We start from the raw sequence: 17,690 nt of genomic DNA, 5'->3' as shown, positions 1-17,690 counted from the left end.
CTTTCTATTATTACGAAAAGGAAAAGCGGCAATACCATCGCTGTACCAACTGCCGGGCAGTGTTAATGGATATTAAAGATTATCCGAAAACTCAGGAGGAAATCGATAGATATGAAAGCCATGATAATGACGTGGAAGATCCCCGATATCAAAATTTTGTCGCTCCTCTTGTAGATAAAATAACTGAACAGTTTAATAAAAACTCTCTTGGGCTGGATTATGGTTCAGGTACCGGCCCTGTTATTACAAAAATGCTTACCGACCTGGGATATGAAGTAAACACTTTCGATCCCTTCTTTGATAACAATCCCGCCGTCCTGGATTTGAAATACGACTATATCGTCAGTTGTGAGGTCATTGAGCATTTCCATAAACCGCATAAAGAGTTTGAAAAACTTAAAAACATGCTAAAGCCAAATGGAGCCCTTTTTCTAAAAACAGACCTATTCACTGACGATAAAGACTTCCATGCCTGGTATTACAAAAGTGATGAAACACATGTTTTTTTCTTTCATCCTGAAACTTTTAAATGGCTGCAAACAGAATTTAAATTTCGTGATTTGAAAATAGACGGAAGGCATATCACCCTGTCGTTATAAAAAATATCCCCTAACCTGCTGCTCTATAGATAATTAAAAAATAATTCTGCACATTTAGCCTTAACCTATGGGGCTTTTGAATTATCAAAATAAGATAGGGGTACAAAGGCTTCTCTAATTTAAATTTATATCACTATGAGAAAACTATATACAGTTTTGGGAGCAGTTGGTTTGGTTTTAATTGCAGGAGCTTCTGTACTCCTGGTCTATATATCCACCGCTTTGCCGAATGTAAGCCCGGCTCCGGATATTCAAATAGAAAGAACTGCTGAACGGATTGAGAAGGGAAAGCACCTGGCTAATACCGTCATGGCATGTATGCATTGCCATACTCCCCAAGAAAAAACTAAGTTTGCACATCCTATAAAAGCAGATATGTTAGGAGCCGGTGGTGTTTTATTTGGAGTTGAAAAGGAAGGATTGCCCGGCGATTATTTTTCTCCAAACCTTACTCCATATAACCTGGGCGATTGGACAGACGGTGAAATTCTTCGTGCTATAACTTCCGGAGTAAGTAAAGATGGGCGGGCACTATTTCCAATTATGCCTTATCCCAATTATGCAAAAATGAACAAGGAGGACCTTTATTCAATAATCGCTTACCTGCGAACTCTTGAATCCATTGAATCAGAAACTCCGGAGCCAAAATCTTATTTCCCGATGAATTTCATCATTAATACTATACCACAAAAAGCTGAGCTTACTACAAATGCACCCGATACTACCGACCCTGTTTCCTGGGGCAAATATTTAGTTAATGCTGCAAGTTGTATGGATTGTCATACTCCTAAAGAAAAAGGAGCAGATATACCCGGGATGGAATTAGCAGGGGGCTTTGAATTTGGCCTCGAAGACGGAAGTATAGTAAGAACGGCAAATATCACCCCCGACCTGAATACCGGAATTGGTTCCTGGACAGAACGGGCTTTTATAAACCGGTTTAAATTTTATGCAGATACTTCGTTTCAGTTTAATGAAATTACCCCCGGGCAATTTAATACTGTTATGCCTTGGGGGCATTATTCCCAAATGTCTGAAGAAGAACTAAAAGCTATTTATGCTTACTTGAAAACAACTACTCCGGTGGAGAACTTAGTCACACGATTTACTCCTGTTGAGGATTAATACGACTATAGATTATTTATTCCATTACAGCCTTTACAAATCTGGTTCAAGCATTCTTGTTTGAACCAGATTTTAATCTCCAAGTACATTAAAACTACCTACGTAATAGTCAGGATCTACCACCAGTTCGTAATTATCTGAACCTTCCATTGCCATTCCCTGAAAACCAGTGGTAGGCTGAAGGCGGGTTTTCTCACCATTTATATACACATCTACCGGAAGATTAAAACCGCTGACCGAATTCCCCCAGCGGTACATCAATCGTCCATTCTGGAAAGCATATTCCAAAATTGGTATCCGCGTATCCCGCAAATATTGATCAAATACCGGGGTTAAATCCAGCCCGAATTTTTCACTGATATAGTTTTCAATCTCTTTTGATGTAACCGTTTGGTGATAAAAATCCCGGTTCAATCCACGCAGTGTTTCTCTCCAAAGTGAATCATTATCTGCTACCTGACGGAGAGTATGGAGTAAATTCCCGCCTTTATTATACATATCACCGGAACCACGCTTGTTCACCCCATAAGGAGCGATAATCGGCCGGTCATTTTGAATACCTAAGCGCAATCCTCGTACATATTCATTGGCAGCCTGCTCCCCAAAATGATAATCTAAGTACAAACTTTCGGAGTAATTGGTAAATCCTTCATGAATCCACATATCGGCCACATCAGCATAGGTTATATTATTAGCGAACCATTCGTGCCCGGTTTCGTGAATGATGATGAAATCAAACTTCAAGCCCCATCCCGATCCGCTTAAATCACGGCCCAGATATCCGTTTTGGTAACCGTTTCCGTAAGTAACCGAGCTTTGATGCTCCATCCCCAGATACGGAGCTTCAACTAATTTATAACCATCTTCATAAAAAGGGTAAGGACCAAACCAATATTCAAAGGCATCCATCATAGGCTTTACTTGTTTGAATTGCTCCCTGGCTTTTTCCAGGTTTTCCCTCAGCACATAGTAATCCAGATCGAGTGTCCCCTTCTCCCCTTCATACTCTTCACTGAAATGAACATAGTCTCCGATATTAATATTCACTCCGTAGTTATTAATAGGGTTTGATACAAACCAGTGCCATGTTTTAGTGCCGTTATCCTGCTCATCAACTCCCCGCAACTGCCCATTCGAAACATCCATCAAAGAATCGGGCGCAGTCACGCTAATCAACATGCTATCCGGTTCATCGTAAGGATGATCTTTATTGGGCCACCACACACTCGCTCCGATTCCCTGGTTTGAAGTAGCTACGAAGGGTTTTCCATTACTGTCTCGATCCCATGTAAAACCTCCATCCCACGGTGGCCGAACCGCTACGATTGGCTTCCCCGAATAATGAACCACTACTTCATTTACCTCACCGGGGTTTTGAGGTTTAGTTAGCTTCACAAAAAATGCACTTCCGTTACGCTGGAAAGCTAAATTTTTTCCATTTTGAGTGATCCCGGAAATGTTAAGCGGTTCTTGCAAATCAATCTGCATGATTTGATAAGGCTCAAGAACTTTATATTGAATAGTATTACTTCCCGAAATAGAACTGTCTTCAATGTGAACGGCAACATCCAAATGATAATAAGTAAGATCCCACCATTCCCTTTCCGGGGTAACAGATCCTCTCAGGGTATCTTGTTGGGTAAATTCACTTTTATCCCGAAACGTCTGGGCATTTAGCCCGGAAAAACCGGTAATAATAAAACCTATGATAAAAATGATGCTAATTCTGAACGTTTTTGAGTGCATATTCTTTAATAAAGCGAAAGAGAAATCTATAAACAGCTAAATTCTCAATCTGATTTTGAGTTATTGGTTGATGGCAACATAAGTTTAATCTTTTAAGAAGTTAACTTATGTATAAGTTTTCAAAACAGCTTATATCTGTTATATTAACGTTGATATATTTTCGGAGTTAAGAGTAAGAGTATAAGTTAAAACACAAATTAAATGTGAAACAATTACGCTGCACGTTTCACGGTGTTCTCCTCCCTGCACCTTTTGGGAGAGTTTAACCAACTGTATAAATAATAGTAACTAATTTAAATTTTCAGAACTAATCATGAAAAACTTAATCCTATTTGTTATTTCATTTGTAATGTTTTTATCAACTTATGCATACGAAGCAGTTGCACAAGATGACGAATCTTCACTTTCCGTAGGTGGTGCCGTACGGTACAACGTGTTGCTTACAGATTATGAGGATGGCACCATCGATAATAATGATGCCCAATTTACCTGGGATACTTGGCGAATAAATGTGAATGCCAATAGTAACGGCGTAAAGCTGAATTTTGAATACCGCTTTTATCCTACTTTTAATACTCATTTTGTAAAGCAAGGTTGGGTAGGATATGATTTTAATGATCAGAATAATATTCAAATTGGTGTAACACAGGTTCCGTTTGGGAACCTCCAATATAACTCACACAATTGGTGGTTTCAGGGGCCATATTATGTCGGACTTGAAGACGACCATGACATGGGAATTAAATATACCCACACAGCAGAAAACTGGGACCTTATGGCTGCCTACTTTTTTCAACCTGAACCTGCCGGTCCCGCCGCAGGCTCCGGTTCGTTTGGTTTTGGTGGATCAGGCCGATATTCCTATGATATTGTGCCTGCCGGTAATCAAACCAATTATGAGCGAAATCAGCTGAATCTGCGTGGAACCCGAACTTTTGAAATAGATAACGGAACGGTTCAAATTGGTGCCAGCGGCGAAATTGGCCAAATCTGGAACCAAGCACTTAATGAAAATACATCCCGCTATGCTGTTGCAGCCCATACGGATATAAATTACGGGAACTGGAATTTTAAAGGACAGTTTATAAATTACGGCATGGATGCCCAGGATGATAACGGTCAAAGTATCGATGCAGTAATGATGGGCGCTTACGGTTCCCCGTATCCTGTAGCGACCGAAATGAATATGTATTCTGCCGGTCTTAGTTACAGTTATGATGTAGGATGGGGGCCAATAACTAACCTCAATTTTTATAACGACTATACGTATTTTCAGAAAAATATAAGTGGGTTTGAAGATGCTCACCAAAACATCATTGGTTTCCTTCTTACCGCAGGCAATGTGTACACGTATTTTGATATAGCCCGGGGAAGTAACCATCCGTGGCTCACTGAAGATTTCGGAACCGGTTTAGGCCCCGGTGTAAATGATGCACGCTGGAATACAAGATTCAATATTAACATTGGATACTATTTCTAATTCTTATTATGGGTTATAACATCGTTATCCCGCACGCAATGCGGGATCTCCTCAGTGAAGCTTACGGGCTTTACTGAGGAGATCCGGATTAGTCAGTCCGGGATGACTACTAATAGCTACCTAAAACAAGAGTGATCAATGGCTGCAATAACGGTAAAAAATCTGTTTAAGATTTTCGGAAAGCGCCCGGAAAAGGCTTTTCCACTTATTGAGAAAGGAAAATCAAAAGACGAGATCCTTGAAGAAACCGGCAACACTATTGGAATTAATGATGCCAGTTTTGAAGTAAAGGAAAAAGAGATGTTTGTAATCATGGGGCTTTCGGGAAGCGGAAAATCAACCGTATTACGCTGCCTAAACCGACTGATTGAACCCACCCGTGGAACAGTGCTAATTGGCGATGAAGACATTACCAAAGTAAGCAAAGAACGGCTGCTGGAAATGCGCCGCAAAAAAATGTCAATGGTTTTCCAAAATTTTGGACTTTTCCCCCATCGCACCGTGGCTAATAATGTAGAATACGGCTTGGAAATAAGTGGAATGGAAAAAGAAGAACGCAATCAAAAAGCTTACGAAGCACTCAATAAAGTTGGTCTCAAAGGCTACGAAGAGCAAAAACCCAGTGAACTGAGTGGTGGCATGCAACAGCGTGTAGGGCTTGCACGTGCGCTGGCTAACGACCCTGAAATTTTGTTGATGGATGAGGCCTTTAGCGCTCTTGACCCTTTGATAAGGGCTGACATGCAGGATGAGTTATTGGAGCTTCAGGCTGAAGTGCACAAAACAGTCGTCTTTATTACTCATGATTTGGATGAAGCTCTTAAAATTGGAGATCGTATCGCCATCATGAAAGATGGATATGTGGTACAGGTAGGAACGCCTGAAGAAATTCTAACCAATCCTGCCGATGATTATGTAAAAGCCTTTGTTCAGAACGTAGATCGCACCAAGATCATAACCGCACAGGCAATTATGAGAAAAGCTCCAACCGTTCAGGTTCCTAAAGACGGGCCGTCTGTGGCTATCCGCAATATGGAGAAAGTTGGAGTTTCTACAACCTACATAGTGGATGAAAAACGCCGGTTGAAAGGAGTAGTGACTATTGATGATGCGATCCGCTTGAAAGAAGAAGGAAAAAAGAATCTGGAGGAAATCATCAATCCGGATATTGAAGTAGCAGGTCCGAATACACCTATTAATGCGCTTCTTACAAAATCTATTCAGTCAAAATATCCTATTGCTGTAATTGAAGAGGATAGCAAGTTGCTGGGTATTGTAGACCGTGCAACAATTTTAGCTGAGCTGAATGAAAACGGATCAAACTTATCCGAAGAACAAGAAGGAAAATATAAACTATCTGAATAACTGATTATGTTTGATATACCTGTCGGAGAATTTTTCGAATTCATTATCAATTGGCTTACCGATAACTGGGGAGGCTTTTTTGACCTTATTACGGTTACCGTAAAAACTTTTTTGGTAGGCATTGAAAACATACTTTTGTTCCCCCATCCCATTGTGATGATTATTATTTTAGCAGGACTGGCGTGGTATATCTCCGGAAAAGGAGTGGGCATTTTTACAGTAATCGGACTCTTTGTGGTTGAAGGTATGAATATGTGGGAAGGCACCATGGAAACCATGGCTCTTATTTTTACCGCCGTTTTAATTGCACTGCTGATTGGTATTCCGGTTGGAATCTGGGCTTCCAAAAGTAAAACCGTTGAGAACATTGTTCGCCCGATACTTGATTTTATGCAAACCATGCCCGCTTTTGTGTACTTGATCCCCGCCGTATTGTTCTTTGGGTTGGGGCAAGTACCCGGAATTATTGCAACACTTATTTTCGCCATGCCTCCGGCCGTTCGTCTTACGAATTTGGGGATACGGCAGGTTCCCGAAGAAATCCGTGAAGCCGCTCTGGCTTTTGGCTCCGATTCCAAACAGATGCTTTTGAAAGTAGAACTGCCGGTTGCTCTCCCCACTATTTTAGCCGGAGTAAATCAGACCATTATGCTGGCACTTTCCATGGTGGTAATTGCAGCACTTATTGGCGCGGGCGGATTAGGCCAACCCGTAGTTACTGGGCTACAACAGCTCGATATCGGTTTAGGCTTTGAAGGTGGATTGGCCATCGTAATATTGGCTGTATTCCTGGATCGCGTAACGCAGTCTCTTGGTACCGCAACACAATAAAGATTTTAAATGAATAGAAGAACACAAACCAAAACACGAACATAAAACAGAGAGAATCATGAAAGCTGACAATAAATTAATGAATATGCTATCGAAGCTGGGTGTAATTGTCCTGGCGTTTGGATTGATAACAGCATGTACTCCGCAACAAGGAGAGAAAACCGCCGACCTTGTTTATGTAAACTGGGCGGAGGGCATTGCATACACTAACCTTGCTAAAGTGGTACTGGAAGATAAAATGGGCTACGAAGTGGAAATCACTTCTGCCGATGTAGGCCCTGCATACACGGCCATTGCTCAGGGCGATGCCGATGCCTTTATGGAAACCTGGTTGCCGGTTCTTCACGCTGACTACTATGAGCAGTTTGAAGATGACATTGTAGATTTAGGAACGGTCTACGAAGGCACCCAAAGCGGGTTGGTTGTTCCCACTTATGTAGATATCGACAGTATCTCACAATTAAATAGTGTTCGGGACCAATTTGACGGTGAGATTACCGGAATTGATGCCGGAGCTGGTATTATGAAAACCACCAACAACCTGATTGAAGAATACAATCTGGATTTTGACCTGATACAATCCAGCGGACCGGCTATGACTTCAGCCCTTCAGCGCGCTATTGATGATGAAGAATGGATTGTAGTAACCGGTTGGAAACCCCACTGGAAATTCGGCCGCTGGGATCTGAAATTCCTGAAACAAGATGAAGATAAAATGCTTTGGGAAACCGGAAATATCCACATTATGGGGCGACAAGATTTGTCGATAGAGAAACCCGAACTTGCCAACTTCCTTGCCAATATGGAGCTCAGCGATCCTGAATTAGCCGATCTGATGGTAGCCATTAACGAGTCGGACGAAGATAATGAAGTAGTTGCCCGCCAGTGGATGGAAGAAAATGAAGATGTGATTGAAGAATGGATTCCTGCCGATGCCCAACAGGCCGACATGTAATTTTCATTTGACTCACACCACTTAATTCAAAAAGGAAATGCGTTGACGCGTGTTTCCTTTTTCTTTAAGCTACCATCTTCACAGTGCTCATTGCTGTATCAAAATTATCTGCTTTCAGGCATTTTATTCCAGTTTAGCTTGAGTCGGTCTCTATCCAATCAATTCCAGGATTTTCTTTACGGCTTCTTCCACACTAAGCTTATCCGTATCAATCGTCAGGGCGGGGTTTTCTGATACTTCGTAATCAGCATCGTACCCGGTTAACCCTTTAATCTTTCCTTCTACAGCTTTCTTATACAGGCCTTTCGGGTCTCGTTTTTGAGCCGTTTTTGGATCACAAGTAATATGAATTTCCTGGAATTCCCCTTCAGGGAACAACTGTCTGGCCCTCTCCCGGTCTTTCTCGTAAGGAGAGACAAACGTACAGATTACAATATTACCATGCTCAAAGAAGAGGCGGGCAACTTCTCCCACTCTTCGAATATTTTCGGTGCGATCGGAAGGGCTGAATCCGAGATCTCCATTCAGTCCGTGGCGAACCTGGTCTCCATCCAGTAATACTGTTTGTTTTCCCGCTTCCCAAAGGGTGCGTTCAAGTTCCTTGGCTATGGTACTTTTCCCGGCCCCGGATATCCCGGTGAACCAAAGCAGTTTAGCGTTATGCCCGTTTCGCTGCTCTCGCTCCTTGCGTGGGATATTCCACGGCTCCCAGGTTACATTCGGTGAGGTCTTCCGCTTAACTTTATCAGAAGATCGCGTTTTCGACTCGGTGGAACCGGCCCGGATCATCCCCGCCCCGATGGTTACATTTGTCGCCGGATCAATCACGATAAAGCTTCCGGTTTTCTGATTAATCTGGTACGGATCAAAAAAGATAGGCTGGCTGGTTTTCAGTCTCACCCGGCCAATTTCATTCAGTTTCAGCTTGTCAGCCTCTTCGCGGCTAAGGCTGTCCACATTCATGCGGTATAACAGCTCCTCGGCAAATACCTGCACCATATGCGTGTTGTGCTGCAGGATATATGGCTTACCCAACTCCAGGTCTTTCTCATTCATCCAGCATACATACGCCTCAAAAGTGTTGCTGACCTGCGGAACGTTATTCTTGCGCACAATCATATCGCCGCGGCTGATATCAATTTCATCTTCGATGGTCAGTGTTACCGAATCACCCGGATAGGCAATCTCCAGGTTTTCATCGCGGGTCACAATTTCTTTTACTTTGGAAGACAATCCCGAAGGCAGGATCGTAATCTCGTCGCCAGGACGAATATGTCCGGAAGCCACCCGTCCGGAAAAGCCCCGGAAATTTTGATTCGGGCGAATCACGTATTGTACCGGGAACCGGAAATCAACAATATTCTCAGAAGCATCTACTTTCACCGTTTCCAGGTGGTGTAATAAGGTAGAGCCCTTGTACCAATCAGTATGATCACTTTTATCCACCACATTGTCACCCTTCAGGGCTGATATGGGAATATAGGTGATATCACTGACGTTCAATTTTTTGGCAAAATCACGGAATTCAGACACAATTTCGTTGAAGACATCTTCATCATAGTCTACTAAATCCATCTTATTCACGGCTACCACCAAATGCGGAATGCGCAGCAGCGAGGAAATAAATGCATGGCGCCGGGATTGGGTTAGCAGTCCTTTAGAGGCATCCACCAAGATCACTGCCAGATCGGCCGTGGAAGCACCGGTAACCATATTCCGGGTGTACTGGGTATGCCCCGGGGTATCGGCTATAATAAACTTTCGTTTCGGGGTGGCGAAATAACGGTAGGCCACATCGATGGTGATTTTCTGCTCCCGCTCGGCTTTAAGTCCATCGGTAAGCAGGGCTAAATTCACATCTTCCTCTCCGCTGCTTTTACTGGACTTCTCAATCGCTTCCATCTGATCTTCAAAAATGGATTTTGAATCATAAAAAAGCCGCCCAATCAACGTACTTTTTCCATCATCTACACTCCCGGCCGTCGTAAACCGGAGCAGGTCCATGTCCAGATACTTGTTGTCAGTGTCTTCGTTTTTCACAGTTCCGTTGCTTTCGCTCATTATCCTTAGAAGTAAAAAAGTTCGTTATTCGATATTCAGTGTTCGCTGTTAGATGTTCTAGAAGTACCCTTGTCGCTTGCGGTCTTCCATGGCTGTTTCGCTGCGCTTGTCATCATGGCGGTTGCCACGCTCGGTTTGCCGGGCGGAGGCTACTTCCTGGATAATTTCTTCCATATTTGAAGCCGTTGAGAGTACCGCCCCGGTACAGGTCGCATCCCCAATCGTGCGGAAGCGAACGGTTTTGGTCTCCAGCTCTTCATCCTCCATACGATTCACGAAATCGGTATCAGCCAGCCATACTCCCCGGCGGTTGAATACTTTCCGCTCGTGGGCAAAGTATAGTTCAGGGATATCAATGTCTTCCTGGGCAATGTACTGCCATACGTCCATCTCCGTCCAGTTGCTGAGCGGAAACACCCGGAAATTCTCTCCGGGATTCTTGCGCCCGTTAAACAGGTTCCATAACTCCGGGCGCTGCTGTTTCGGATCCCACTGCCCGAATACATCCCGGTGCGAAAAGAACCGTTCTTTGGCCCGGGCTTTTTCCTCATCACGCCGGCCGCCACCCAGCGCCGCATCTACCTGATGTTCTTTAAGAGTATCCAGCAAGGTCCGGGTCTGAAGGGCATTCCGGCTGGCATCCGGACCGGTTTCTTCTTCTACATCACCGGCATCAATGGATTCCTGCACGCTTCCAACAATCAGTTCCACCCCGTACTTTTCCACCAGCTTATCACGAAATTCAATGGTCTCCGGAAAATTATGCCCGGTGTCAATATGCATCAGCGGAAAAGGGACCTTCCCCGGATGAAAAGCTTTCAGCGCCAGGTGAAACATAACAATGGAGTCTTTGCCCCCTGAAAAAAGCAGTACCGGCCGCTCAAACTGAGCCGCCACCTCTCTCATTATATAAATACCCTCGTCTTCTAATTCTTTCAGGTGTGAATGTGTTCTTTTTTCACTCATGGATTTAATTCAGTATTTGGTAAATAAAATTTCTTCGGAGCCTTAAAGCTTATTGGCATCCACATATTCATTCAATCCTAACAAAAAATAAGGATTTTTGAACGATTCTTTATTGTAAGTTAACGGGGAGTACTTTTCTTCATTATCTGCAGAAGTAGAATATCGGTACACCGCATCGGCTGCAGCCGTATCCCATTCCATGGTCGGGCCTAATCTAGGATATAAATCCACCTTTCCTTCAGCCACCAAACAAAACTTGATGGAGCTTCCGGACGGAACTTCTTCACTCACTTCGATCCCGATTTTTTGTAGTTTTTTTGCAGTAGTATCATCCCCGTGCGAACGGCTTACAACAATACGGGCTTTACCGGGTGCTTCAAAAGAATCTGTTTCCAACTTGACCGCCTGCTCCTCTCCCTCTTTTTTAAACGAACCAATGCTTTTTTCAGCATAGTACACCACATCAAATACCGGAACATAGACCACGCCTAACACGGGCTTCCCATTTTCAATGAGGGCAATGTTTACGGTGAATTCTCCATTCTTCTTAATAAACTCTTTGGTTCCGTCCAACGGATCGACCAGCCAAAAGCGATCCCAGTTTTTTCGCTCTGAGTATTCCGGAATACCCGATTCTTCAGAAATCACATGTACGTCCGGATCAATTTCTTTAAGGGCGTCTATAATAATGTGATGAGCAGCCAGGTCGGCTTTGGTAAGCGGAGAGTCATCCTCTTTATTTATAACTTCAACCTCCGTCTCGTAAAACTCTAAAATCCTTTTCCCGGCCTCTTCAGCTGTCTTGATGACTTTATTTAGCATTCACCCTGCTTTTAAAAATTCCATATATAAGGCACTAAAGATACGGTAATTGCAGCCACGATCAAATTTAATGGAAGCCCTATTTTTATAAAATCTTTGAATTTATATCCACCCGGGCCATACACCATTAAGTTAGTTTGGTAACCAATTGGTGTGGAGAAACTGGAGGAGGCTGCCACAATCATCACCATGGCAAAGGGCATGAAGTCTACCCCCATCGACTGTGCCAAAGATAAGGCAATAGGAAAAATTAATACAGCAGCGGCGTTGTTAGTAATCATTTCGGTAAGCAGCCATGTGGCCAGGTAGGTTAAACCCAAAGCCATTACCGGGTTATCTCCCGCGAAAGCTAACAGATTGATCGCCAGGTGTTCAGCTGCCCCTGTGTACTGCAGGGCGCTACCCAAGCCGAGTGCTGAAGCAATAGCAATAAGTACGCGCCAGTCTACACTTTCAAGAGCAGTAGAATAACGGAAGCATTTGGTAACAAGGAGTAATCCTCCGGCTACAATAGCGGCCTGCAGCATGCTCAGAATACCGGTAGCAGCTAAGCCTACCATTGCAATCAAAGAAAGACCGGCAATCCAGGCTTTTTCGTAAGTAACAGGGGAGGAATCCTCAATAGAGCTGACCAGAAAAAAATCACTTGCATTACGATACTTTTGAACAAAATTGGGATGGGCCTCCAAGAGCAATACATCTCCGCTTTTTATAGTGATATCACCAATTTTTTCATTTATTCGCTCTCCGTTTCTTGATACGGCTAACACCACTGCATCATACCGATCTCTGAAGTTTCCGTCTCTTATAGTTCTTCCAACCAATGGATTTGAGCGAGAAACCACCGCTTCTATCATCTTCCTCTCGTTTCTCGGTGCATTTAGCTTGAATACCTGATTGGTTGCAGGAACAATGCCGGAAATTTGCTGCAAGTCAATAATGGAATCCACAATCCCGGTAAATATAAGCCGGTCATTTTCTCTAAGCTTTTCGTAGGGTCCCGGTGCCGGAATGGCCCTCTCGTTCCGCTGAATTTCGATAAGAAATAAACCTGGTAGGTTCCTTAGACCTGCATCTTCAATAGTGTGTCCTGAAAGGGCACTATTTTCCTGAACAATCATCTCAATGGTATATTCACGGGGGTCTTTAAAGGTATCCATACTGGAACCGCGTACCGGAAGCAACTTGTCCCCAAAAATGAATAAATAAATAAACCCGGCAATAGCACAAGGAATTCCAATAAGTGCCGGTTCAAAAATCCCCAGCGTTCTTGTACTCACTTCTTCAATCAGCAGCCCGTTGATTATAAGATTGGTACTTGTGCCGATAAGAGTGCAGGTTCCGCCTAAAATCGCTGCGTAGCTGAGTGGAATTAAAATTTTGGAAACCGGTATTTGGGAAATGCGGCTCCAACGCTCCAAAGCGGGAATAAAGGAAGCCACAACCGGCGTATTATTCAGGAAGGCACTCATTACCATTACCGGACTCATAATTCTGAGCTGTGCTTTCTTGACCGTACGGGCATTTCCCATAACCCGCTGCACAATGAATTGAATAGCCCCGGTTTCTTTGAGTCCCGCTGCAACTATATATAATGCAGCAACTGTCAGCATCCCTTCATTAGAAAACCCCGAAAGAGCCTGATCAGCAGGGATAATTCCGGCAATAAAAATAACCGCTAAACCGGCAAATAAAATAATATCAACAGATATGGAAGTGCTTAACAAGAACACCAAACATAGCAAAATTACTCCTAAGACCGCCCATCCTTCAAATGTCATAAACTGGTGATTTTTAAATTCGAGGCAATATAGGAGGACTTAGTGAGATAAGAAATCACGTTGTTAAAAACGGAGACGAGCCTGTAAACCAATTGAATCACGAATATTTCCCTCAACTTCACTGAGGCCGCTGCCCAAAACCTGCATATCCTCAAAAACAGTAACCCCGTATTTAAACCAAATATCAAGGAATTCCGTAGCATCATACTTGACAGTTAAATATGCCCTTTGTCCCTGATCATATAAAACAGTATTAGACATTACATAGAGCAAATCACTTTCAAATTGATACACCCGTGTATTAAAACTATCTGTATCAAATAGGCTGATTCGCCCATCAATTCTGAGTTTGTTTAGGGGTTGAAGGCGTAGATCCTGGTATATCAAAAAACCCGATTTCCATTCTTCTCCGGCCTCTTGATGACGAACCAATTCAACCCGTGATCGCAACCGTACAGCCGAACTAACCCAATATTCAAAATTAGCCCTTATGCTTGATCGTTTCTCTTGTCCAACTCTTAACTCTTCCGTTCCCAAATCATTGGTAACCACATACTCTTCATCACGGATTTCACTTCTCAGCAACAGATACACATTAAGTCGAGAATTAAAAAATACCTCGGTCAGACCCAGCATATCAAAGCCGCCGGTAGCCTGTGTGTTTCCAAAAGTTGGAGAAGCAAAATAGTACTGATCAAAATAACCACTGAATGTTATTTTTTGATTCAAATTATGCCTTAAGCCTACATAGAATCCTTCTTCATTTTGAGGAGAAGAAGAGCTTTCTCCGAAACCGCTAGCAAAAAAAGATTGAAAATCACGCTGATAATTACGATACAAAATGGCTAATTCCGTATCACCTCCAATCGGAGCCTCTACACCTCCAACGGCCCCATGACCTCCGTTTTGACTGCGCGCAAATTCCCCAAACAGAAAGGCATTGCCCAACAATCCACGGTAATCAATCCCAAGTACAGAATTCTCCGATCCTTGAAAACTATACCTGTTACTGAGAGAAGCACCCGGAGTTATATAACTGCTGAATGAATTATAATAGCCGGTAACTCCAATCAATCCAATACGCGTATCTACCCGCATCCTGCCTCCGACTGTCAGTTGATCTACATTATTCTTCCGTTCTTTTTCATTCATGGTACGGTGAAACCCATTTGTACTGGGAAATCTTGTGGTATCTCCGCTTATGACGGATGCTGTGCGGGGACGGTCTGAATAAAAAGCCGTCAATTCAACCCGCTCTCCATACGATGCCGCTATGCCCCGAAAAAAATCTGTTTCCTGAGCAGATGAATAAGGTTTGATACCCCGTTCATTTTTACTGACCGTCCCGGTAACCTCGCGTCCTTTCCCAAAGGTACCTCCTGACCATACTACCAACCCTTGCCCAAAGCTTAAGCTGTAATCACCGATCACCAAGTCGTTAAGTTTGCCGTTATTGATAAATGCAATATGTCCTGAGGTATAGTCAAAGCCTGTCACCCCGGTCAGTACTTCTCCGGGATCTTTTTCTTGCGTGAGATTCAACGAAAGATGATTGGTAGTCATCCTTAAACGCTGATAATATTTAACCGGGCTCCCCAAATAGCCACCGGAAGAAGCGGGGCGAGTATACCCTTCTCTCGTTTCTAAGTTTTGCTGATACCGAGAAAAGATATCAAACTTGTGATTAGCCAGCCAATAGCCGGGCCGCAAATACATATCCCTTAACTGGGTACCGGACTCTCCTATAGTTATGTAAGGCTGCATTCTGCCATAAGTTGCAGGGCCAATCCCCTTGACCTCCAGAAGCTCTTCACTGGTTTCGAATGGTTTTTTGTTTCTATAATCTAAAATAGACCGGGCTATTTTCAGATTAATACCGGGAACCTGAAGTAAGTCATCAAGTCCTGCCCTGTTTATATTAATGGGATTGGAAGATAGATCTTCCAGGAATTGTATCAGCTGCTCCCCTGCAACTCCTGATTCTTCTGCATCAACTTCTTCAAAGGCTTTCTCAAGTTGCTCTTCTACGCTTGTAGTATCCTGTGAATATACTGTCGCCGGAAATAACAGTAACACCCAAAATACTGCGAAAAGCAATATGCGCATTAATTGAACAGTCATTTTTCATCAAAAGTAAAGCATAAAATCAATGCCGGGGCTGAACCCCAAAAGTTCATGTTTTTGTACCGCGAAATTAAAACTCCATCGGTCTTTTCCGTATCCGAATCCTAAAGAATAGCTTAAGGGTTCTGTCGTGATCCCCACCCTCCCTTTCAAGTCTTCGATTACGGCTATTTCCAAACCACCCCTGTAAGAAACCGGAAACCGAACATCTTTAACTACGTCAAAAGCGAACACGGCCAGCTCATTTAACCCGTACGTAAAACCGATGGCCATTTCTCTTGCTAATTCTTCATCAATGTCTCCATATTCAGGGTGATTTACATTGGTTGACCTGGCCCCTATCCATAGGTCTTCTGCTAACTCAGCGGCTATTCCTACATCTAACCCCAAAGCACCCCCGGAACCGTAATCAGCTCCAAAAGATATGTGATTGTAGTTGGCTACTACCCCAAAATGCAACATTTGCCAATCATTTTTATACCCAAACCGAATTCGGGTTTCGCTAAATAAATTATCTCCATAACGATGGAACCCTAAAGCTGCCACACCAAGTTTGGTTGGCACACTTCCGGTTGCAGACATATCGGTAAGTTCTGCAAAGCCATAATTTCTGAGTCCGTAAAATCCTATGGCTGCATTATCGCTGTTTAACAAAGCCGGATTTGCAAAAAGAGCCCATTCGTACCCAGGTATTGCAGTTGTAGCCTGCCCCATACCTAATCCTTTTGCCCCCATAGTTAATTGAGCAAACAAAGACGAGGTGATTAACCCGAAAACTACCGATAAAGAAATTTTATAAAGAAGATGTTGTATTCGTATCATTACAAATCATTATAATCATTGATATGATATACCTAAATACATACGCTAATGTACTAAAGCCCTTTCTTTTTTGCGGGATTTTTTTGTTTGTTTTTGAAACAGCCGTCTCTGCTCAGGAATTTAATTGCAACGTTGATATTAACATAGAGCAGTTAGAAGGATCCTCTTTTGATTACCTTCAAAACTTGAAACCAACTCTGGAAAATTACATCAATGAGTATAATTGGACGAATGAGGAATTTCAGCAAGAAGAGCGCATAGACTGTCAAATCCAGATTGTATTTACCAATGGAACTTCAGATTTTACATTTTCAGCTGAAACTGTGTTCCAGGTTCAGCGGCCAATTTATAACACGGTTGCTAAAACAACTACGGTATTGTTAAGCGATAATTCATGGCAATTTCATTATCCTGAAGGTAAAAGCCTGATTCATGATGAACTTCAATTTGATGCTCTTACAGGCTTTATTGATTTCTACAGTTACATAATGCTTGGGTATGACTTTGATACCTTTTCAGAATTGGGAGGATCTGATTATTTTTTGAAAGCTCAAAATATTGTAAGCCTTGCTCAAACAACTTCGGCGTCCGGATGGACACGCACAGCGAACAATCGCAGAAACCGAAATACATTGGTAACTGATTTAGTATCTTCAAATTATCGTTCATTACGAACTGCCTACTATCGTTACCATAGATTAGGGCTCGATCAATTTATAAGTAAACCTGATGAAGCGAGAGAGCAAGTACTGGAGTCTCTAAAAGAAATTCAAACAGCCAAACGGCGATCTACCAGCAACTATCTGTTTGATATTTTTTTTGATACCAAATCACGTGAAATAGCCGCTATTTTTAACGGCGCTGAAAGTAATATCCGCCTTGAAGCTTATAATGTTTTAAGACAAACAGATCAGGGACATTTATCGGAGTATGAAAGCTTACAGAACTAAGACATTTGTATCTTGGTTTTGTATATTAGCGCCCCAAAAAAGCGGTTCCATAATTGAAATTTT

At 42.8% G+C, this 17,690-nt stretch carries 14 protein-coding genes; 7 read left to right on the top strand and 7 right to left on the bottom strand.

Features of this window, described 5'->3' with window-relative positions; translation table 11 throughout:
• Positions 1-65: 65 nt before the first annotated feature.
• Positions 66-599 carry a class I SAM-dependent methyltransferase gene (locus tag HUJ22_RS00940; protein ID WP_290872375.1) on the top strand — a complete coding sequence of 178 codons (534 nt, stop codon included), beginning with the start codon at positions 66-68 and terminating at the stop codon, positions 597-599.
• A gap of 135 nt (positions 600-734) precedes the next feature.
• Positions 735-1,724, top strand: a complete 990-nt coding sequence (locus HUJ22_RS00935; RefSeq protein ID WP_290872372.1) for a c-type cytochrome — start codon at positions 735-737, stop codon at positions 1,722-1,724.
• Positions 1,725-1,796: 72 nt separating this feature from the next.
• Here HUJ22_RS00935 and HUJ22_RS00930 read toward each other — a convergent pair whose 3' ends face one another.
• A complete protein-coding gene (locus HUJ22_RS00930; RefSeq protein WP_290872369.1) occupies positions 1,797-3,470 on the bottom strand; it encodes a M1 family metallopeptidase in 1,674 nt (557 codons plus the stop codon).
• A gap of 313 nt (positions 3,471-3,783) precedes the next feature.
• Between HUJ22_RS00930 and HUJ22_RS00925 the strand changes: the two genes are divergently transcribed.
• The 4 genes from HUJ22_RS00925 to HUJ22_RS00910 all read left to right on the top strand — a co-directional run bounded on the left by HUJ22_RS00925 (position 3,784) and on the right by HUJ22_RS00910 (position 8,101).
• A complete protein-coding gene (locus tag HUJ22_RS00925) occupies positions 3,784-4,950 on the top strand; it encodes a hypothetical protein (protein WP_290872366.1) in 1,167 nt (388 codons plus the stop codon).
• Positions 4,951-5,088: 138 nt separating this feature from the next.
• Positions 5,089-6,315 carry a glycine betaine/L-proline ABC transporter ATP-binding protein gene (locus HUJ22_RS00920; RefSeq protein WP_290872363.1) on the top strand — a complete coding sequence of 409 codons (1,227 nt, stop codon included), beginning with the start codon at positions 5,089-5,091 and terminating at the stop codon, positions 6,313-6,315.
• Between the two features lie 6 nt (positions 6,316-6,321).
• The gene (locus HUJ22_RS00915) at positions 6,322-7,146 is read left to right on the top strand and encodes a proline/glycine betaine ABC transporter permease (RefSeq protein ID WP_290872360.1); all 825 of its coding nucleotides are present in this window, start codon (positions 6,322-6,324) and stop codon (positions 7,144-7,146) included.
• A 58-nt stretch (positions 7,147-7,204) separates the two neighbouring features.
• On the top strand, positions 7,205-8,101 hold the full coding sequence (locus HUJ22_RS00910) for a glycine betaine ABC transporter substrate-binding protein (RefSeq protein WP_290872357.1): 897 nt from the start codon (positions 7,205-7,207) through the stop codon (positions 8,099-8,101).
• A 150-nt stretch (positions 8,102-8,251) separates the two neighbouring features.
• Here the strand turns inward: HUJ22_RS00910 and cysN are convergent, their stop codons facing one another.
• The 6 genes from cysN to HUJ22_RS00880 form a co-directional block, all read right to left on the bottom strand.
• Positions 8,252-10,162, bottom strand: coding sequence for a sulfate adenylyltransferase subunit CysN (cysN, locus tag HUJ22_RS00905; RefSeq protein WP_290872354.1), 1,911 nt, complete (start codon positions 10,160-10,162; stop codon positions 8,252-8,254).
• 57 nt (positions 10,163-10,219) lie between these two features.
• Positions 10,220-11,128 (bottom strand): sulfate adenylyltransferase subunit CysD, encoded by a 909-nt coding sequence (gene cysD / locus HUJ22_RS00900; protein WP_290872351.1) that lies wholly within the window; start codon positions 11,126-11,128, stop codon positions 10,220-10,222.
• Between the two features lie 42 nt (positions 11,129-11,170).
• On the bottom strand, positions 11,171-11,950 hold the full coding sequence (cysQ, locus tag HUJ22_RS00895; RefSeq protein ID WP_290872348.1) for a 3'(2'),5'-bisphosphate nucleotidase CysQ: 780 nt from the start codon (positions 11,948-11,950) through the stop codon (positions 11,171-11,173).
• An 11-nt stretch (positions 11,951-11,961) separates the two neighbouring features.
• Positions 11,962-13,731 carry an SLC13 family permease gene (locus tag HUJ22_RS00890; RefSeq protein ID WP_290872344.1) on the bottom strand — a complete coding sequence of 590 codons (1,770 nt, stop codon included), beginning with the start codon at positions 13,729-13,731 and terminating at the stop codon, positions 11,962-11,964.
• 63 nt (positions 13,732-13,794) lie between these two features.
• Positions 13,795-15,852 carry a helix-hairpin-helix domain-containing protein gene (locus HUJ22_RS00885; protein ID WP_290872341.1) on the bottom strand — a complete coding sequence of 686 codons (2,058 nt, stop codon included), beginning with the start codon at positions 15,850-15,852 and terminating at the stop codon, positions 13,795-13,797.
• 6 nt (positions 15,853-15,858) lie between these two features.
• A complete protein-coding gene (locus HUJ22_RS00880; RefSeq protein ID WP_290872339.1) occupies positions 15,859-16,677 on the bottom strand; it encodes a hypothetical protein in 819 nt (272 codons plus the stop codon).
• A gap of 83 nt (positions 16,678-16,760) precedes the next feature.
• Between HUJ22_RS00880 and HUJ22_RS00875 the strand changes: the two genes are divergently transcribed.
• On the top strand, positions 16,761-17,627 hold the full coding sequence (locus tag HUJ22_RS00875) for a DUF4835 family protein (protein ID WP_290872337.1): 867 nt from the start codon (positions 16,761-16,763) through the stop codon (positions 17,625-17,627).
• The last annotated feature ends 63 nt before the right edge of the window (positions 17,628-17,690 follow it).

The organism is Gracilimonas sp. (genome assembly GCF_014762685.1).
GTDB lineage: Bacteria > Bacteroidota > Rhodothermia > Balneolales > Balneolaceae > Gracilimonas.
Note: the sequence above shows the minus strand (reverse complement) of the source record. Positions and strands in the feature narration are given on the sequence as shown.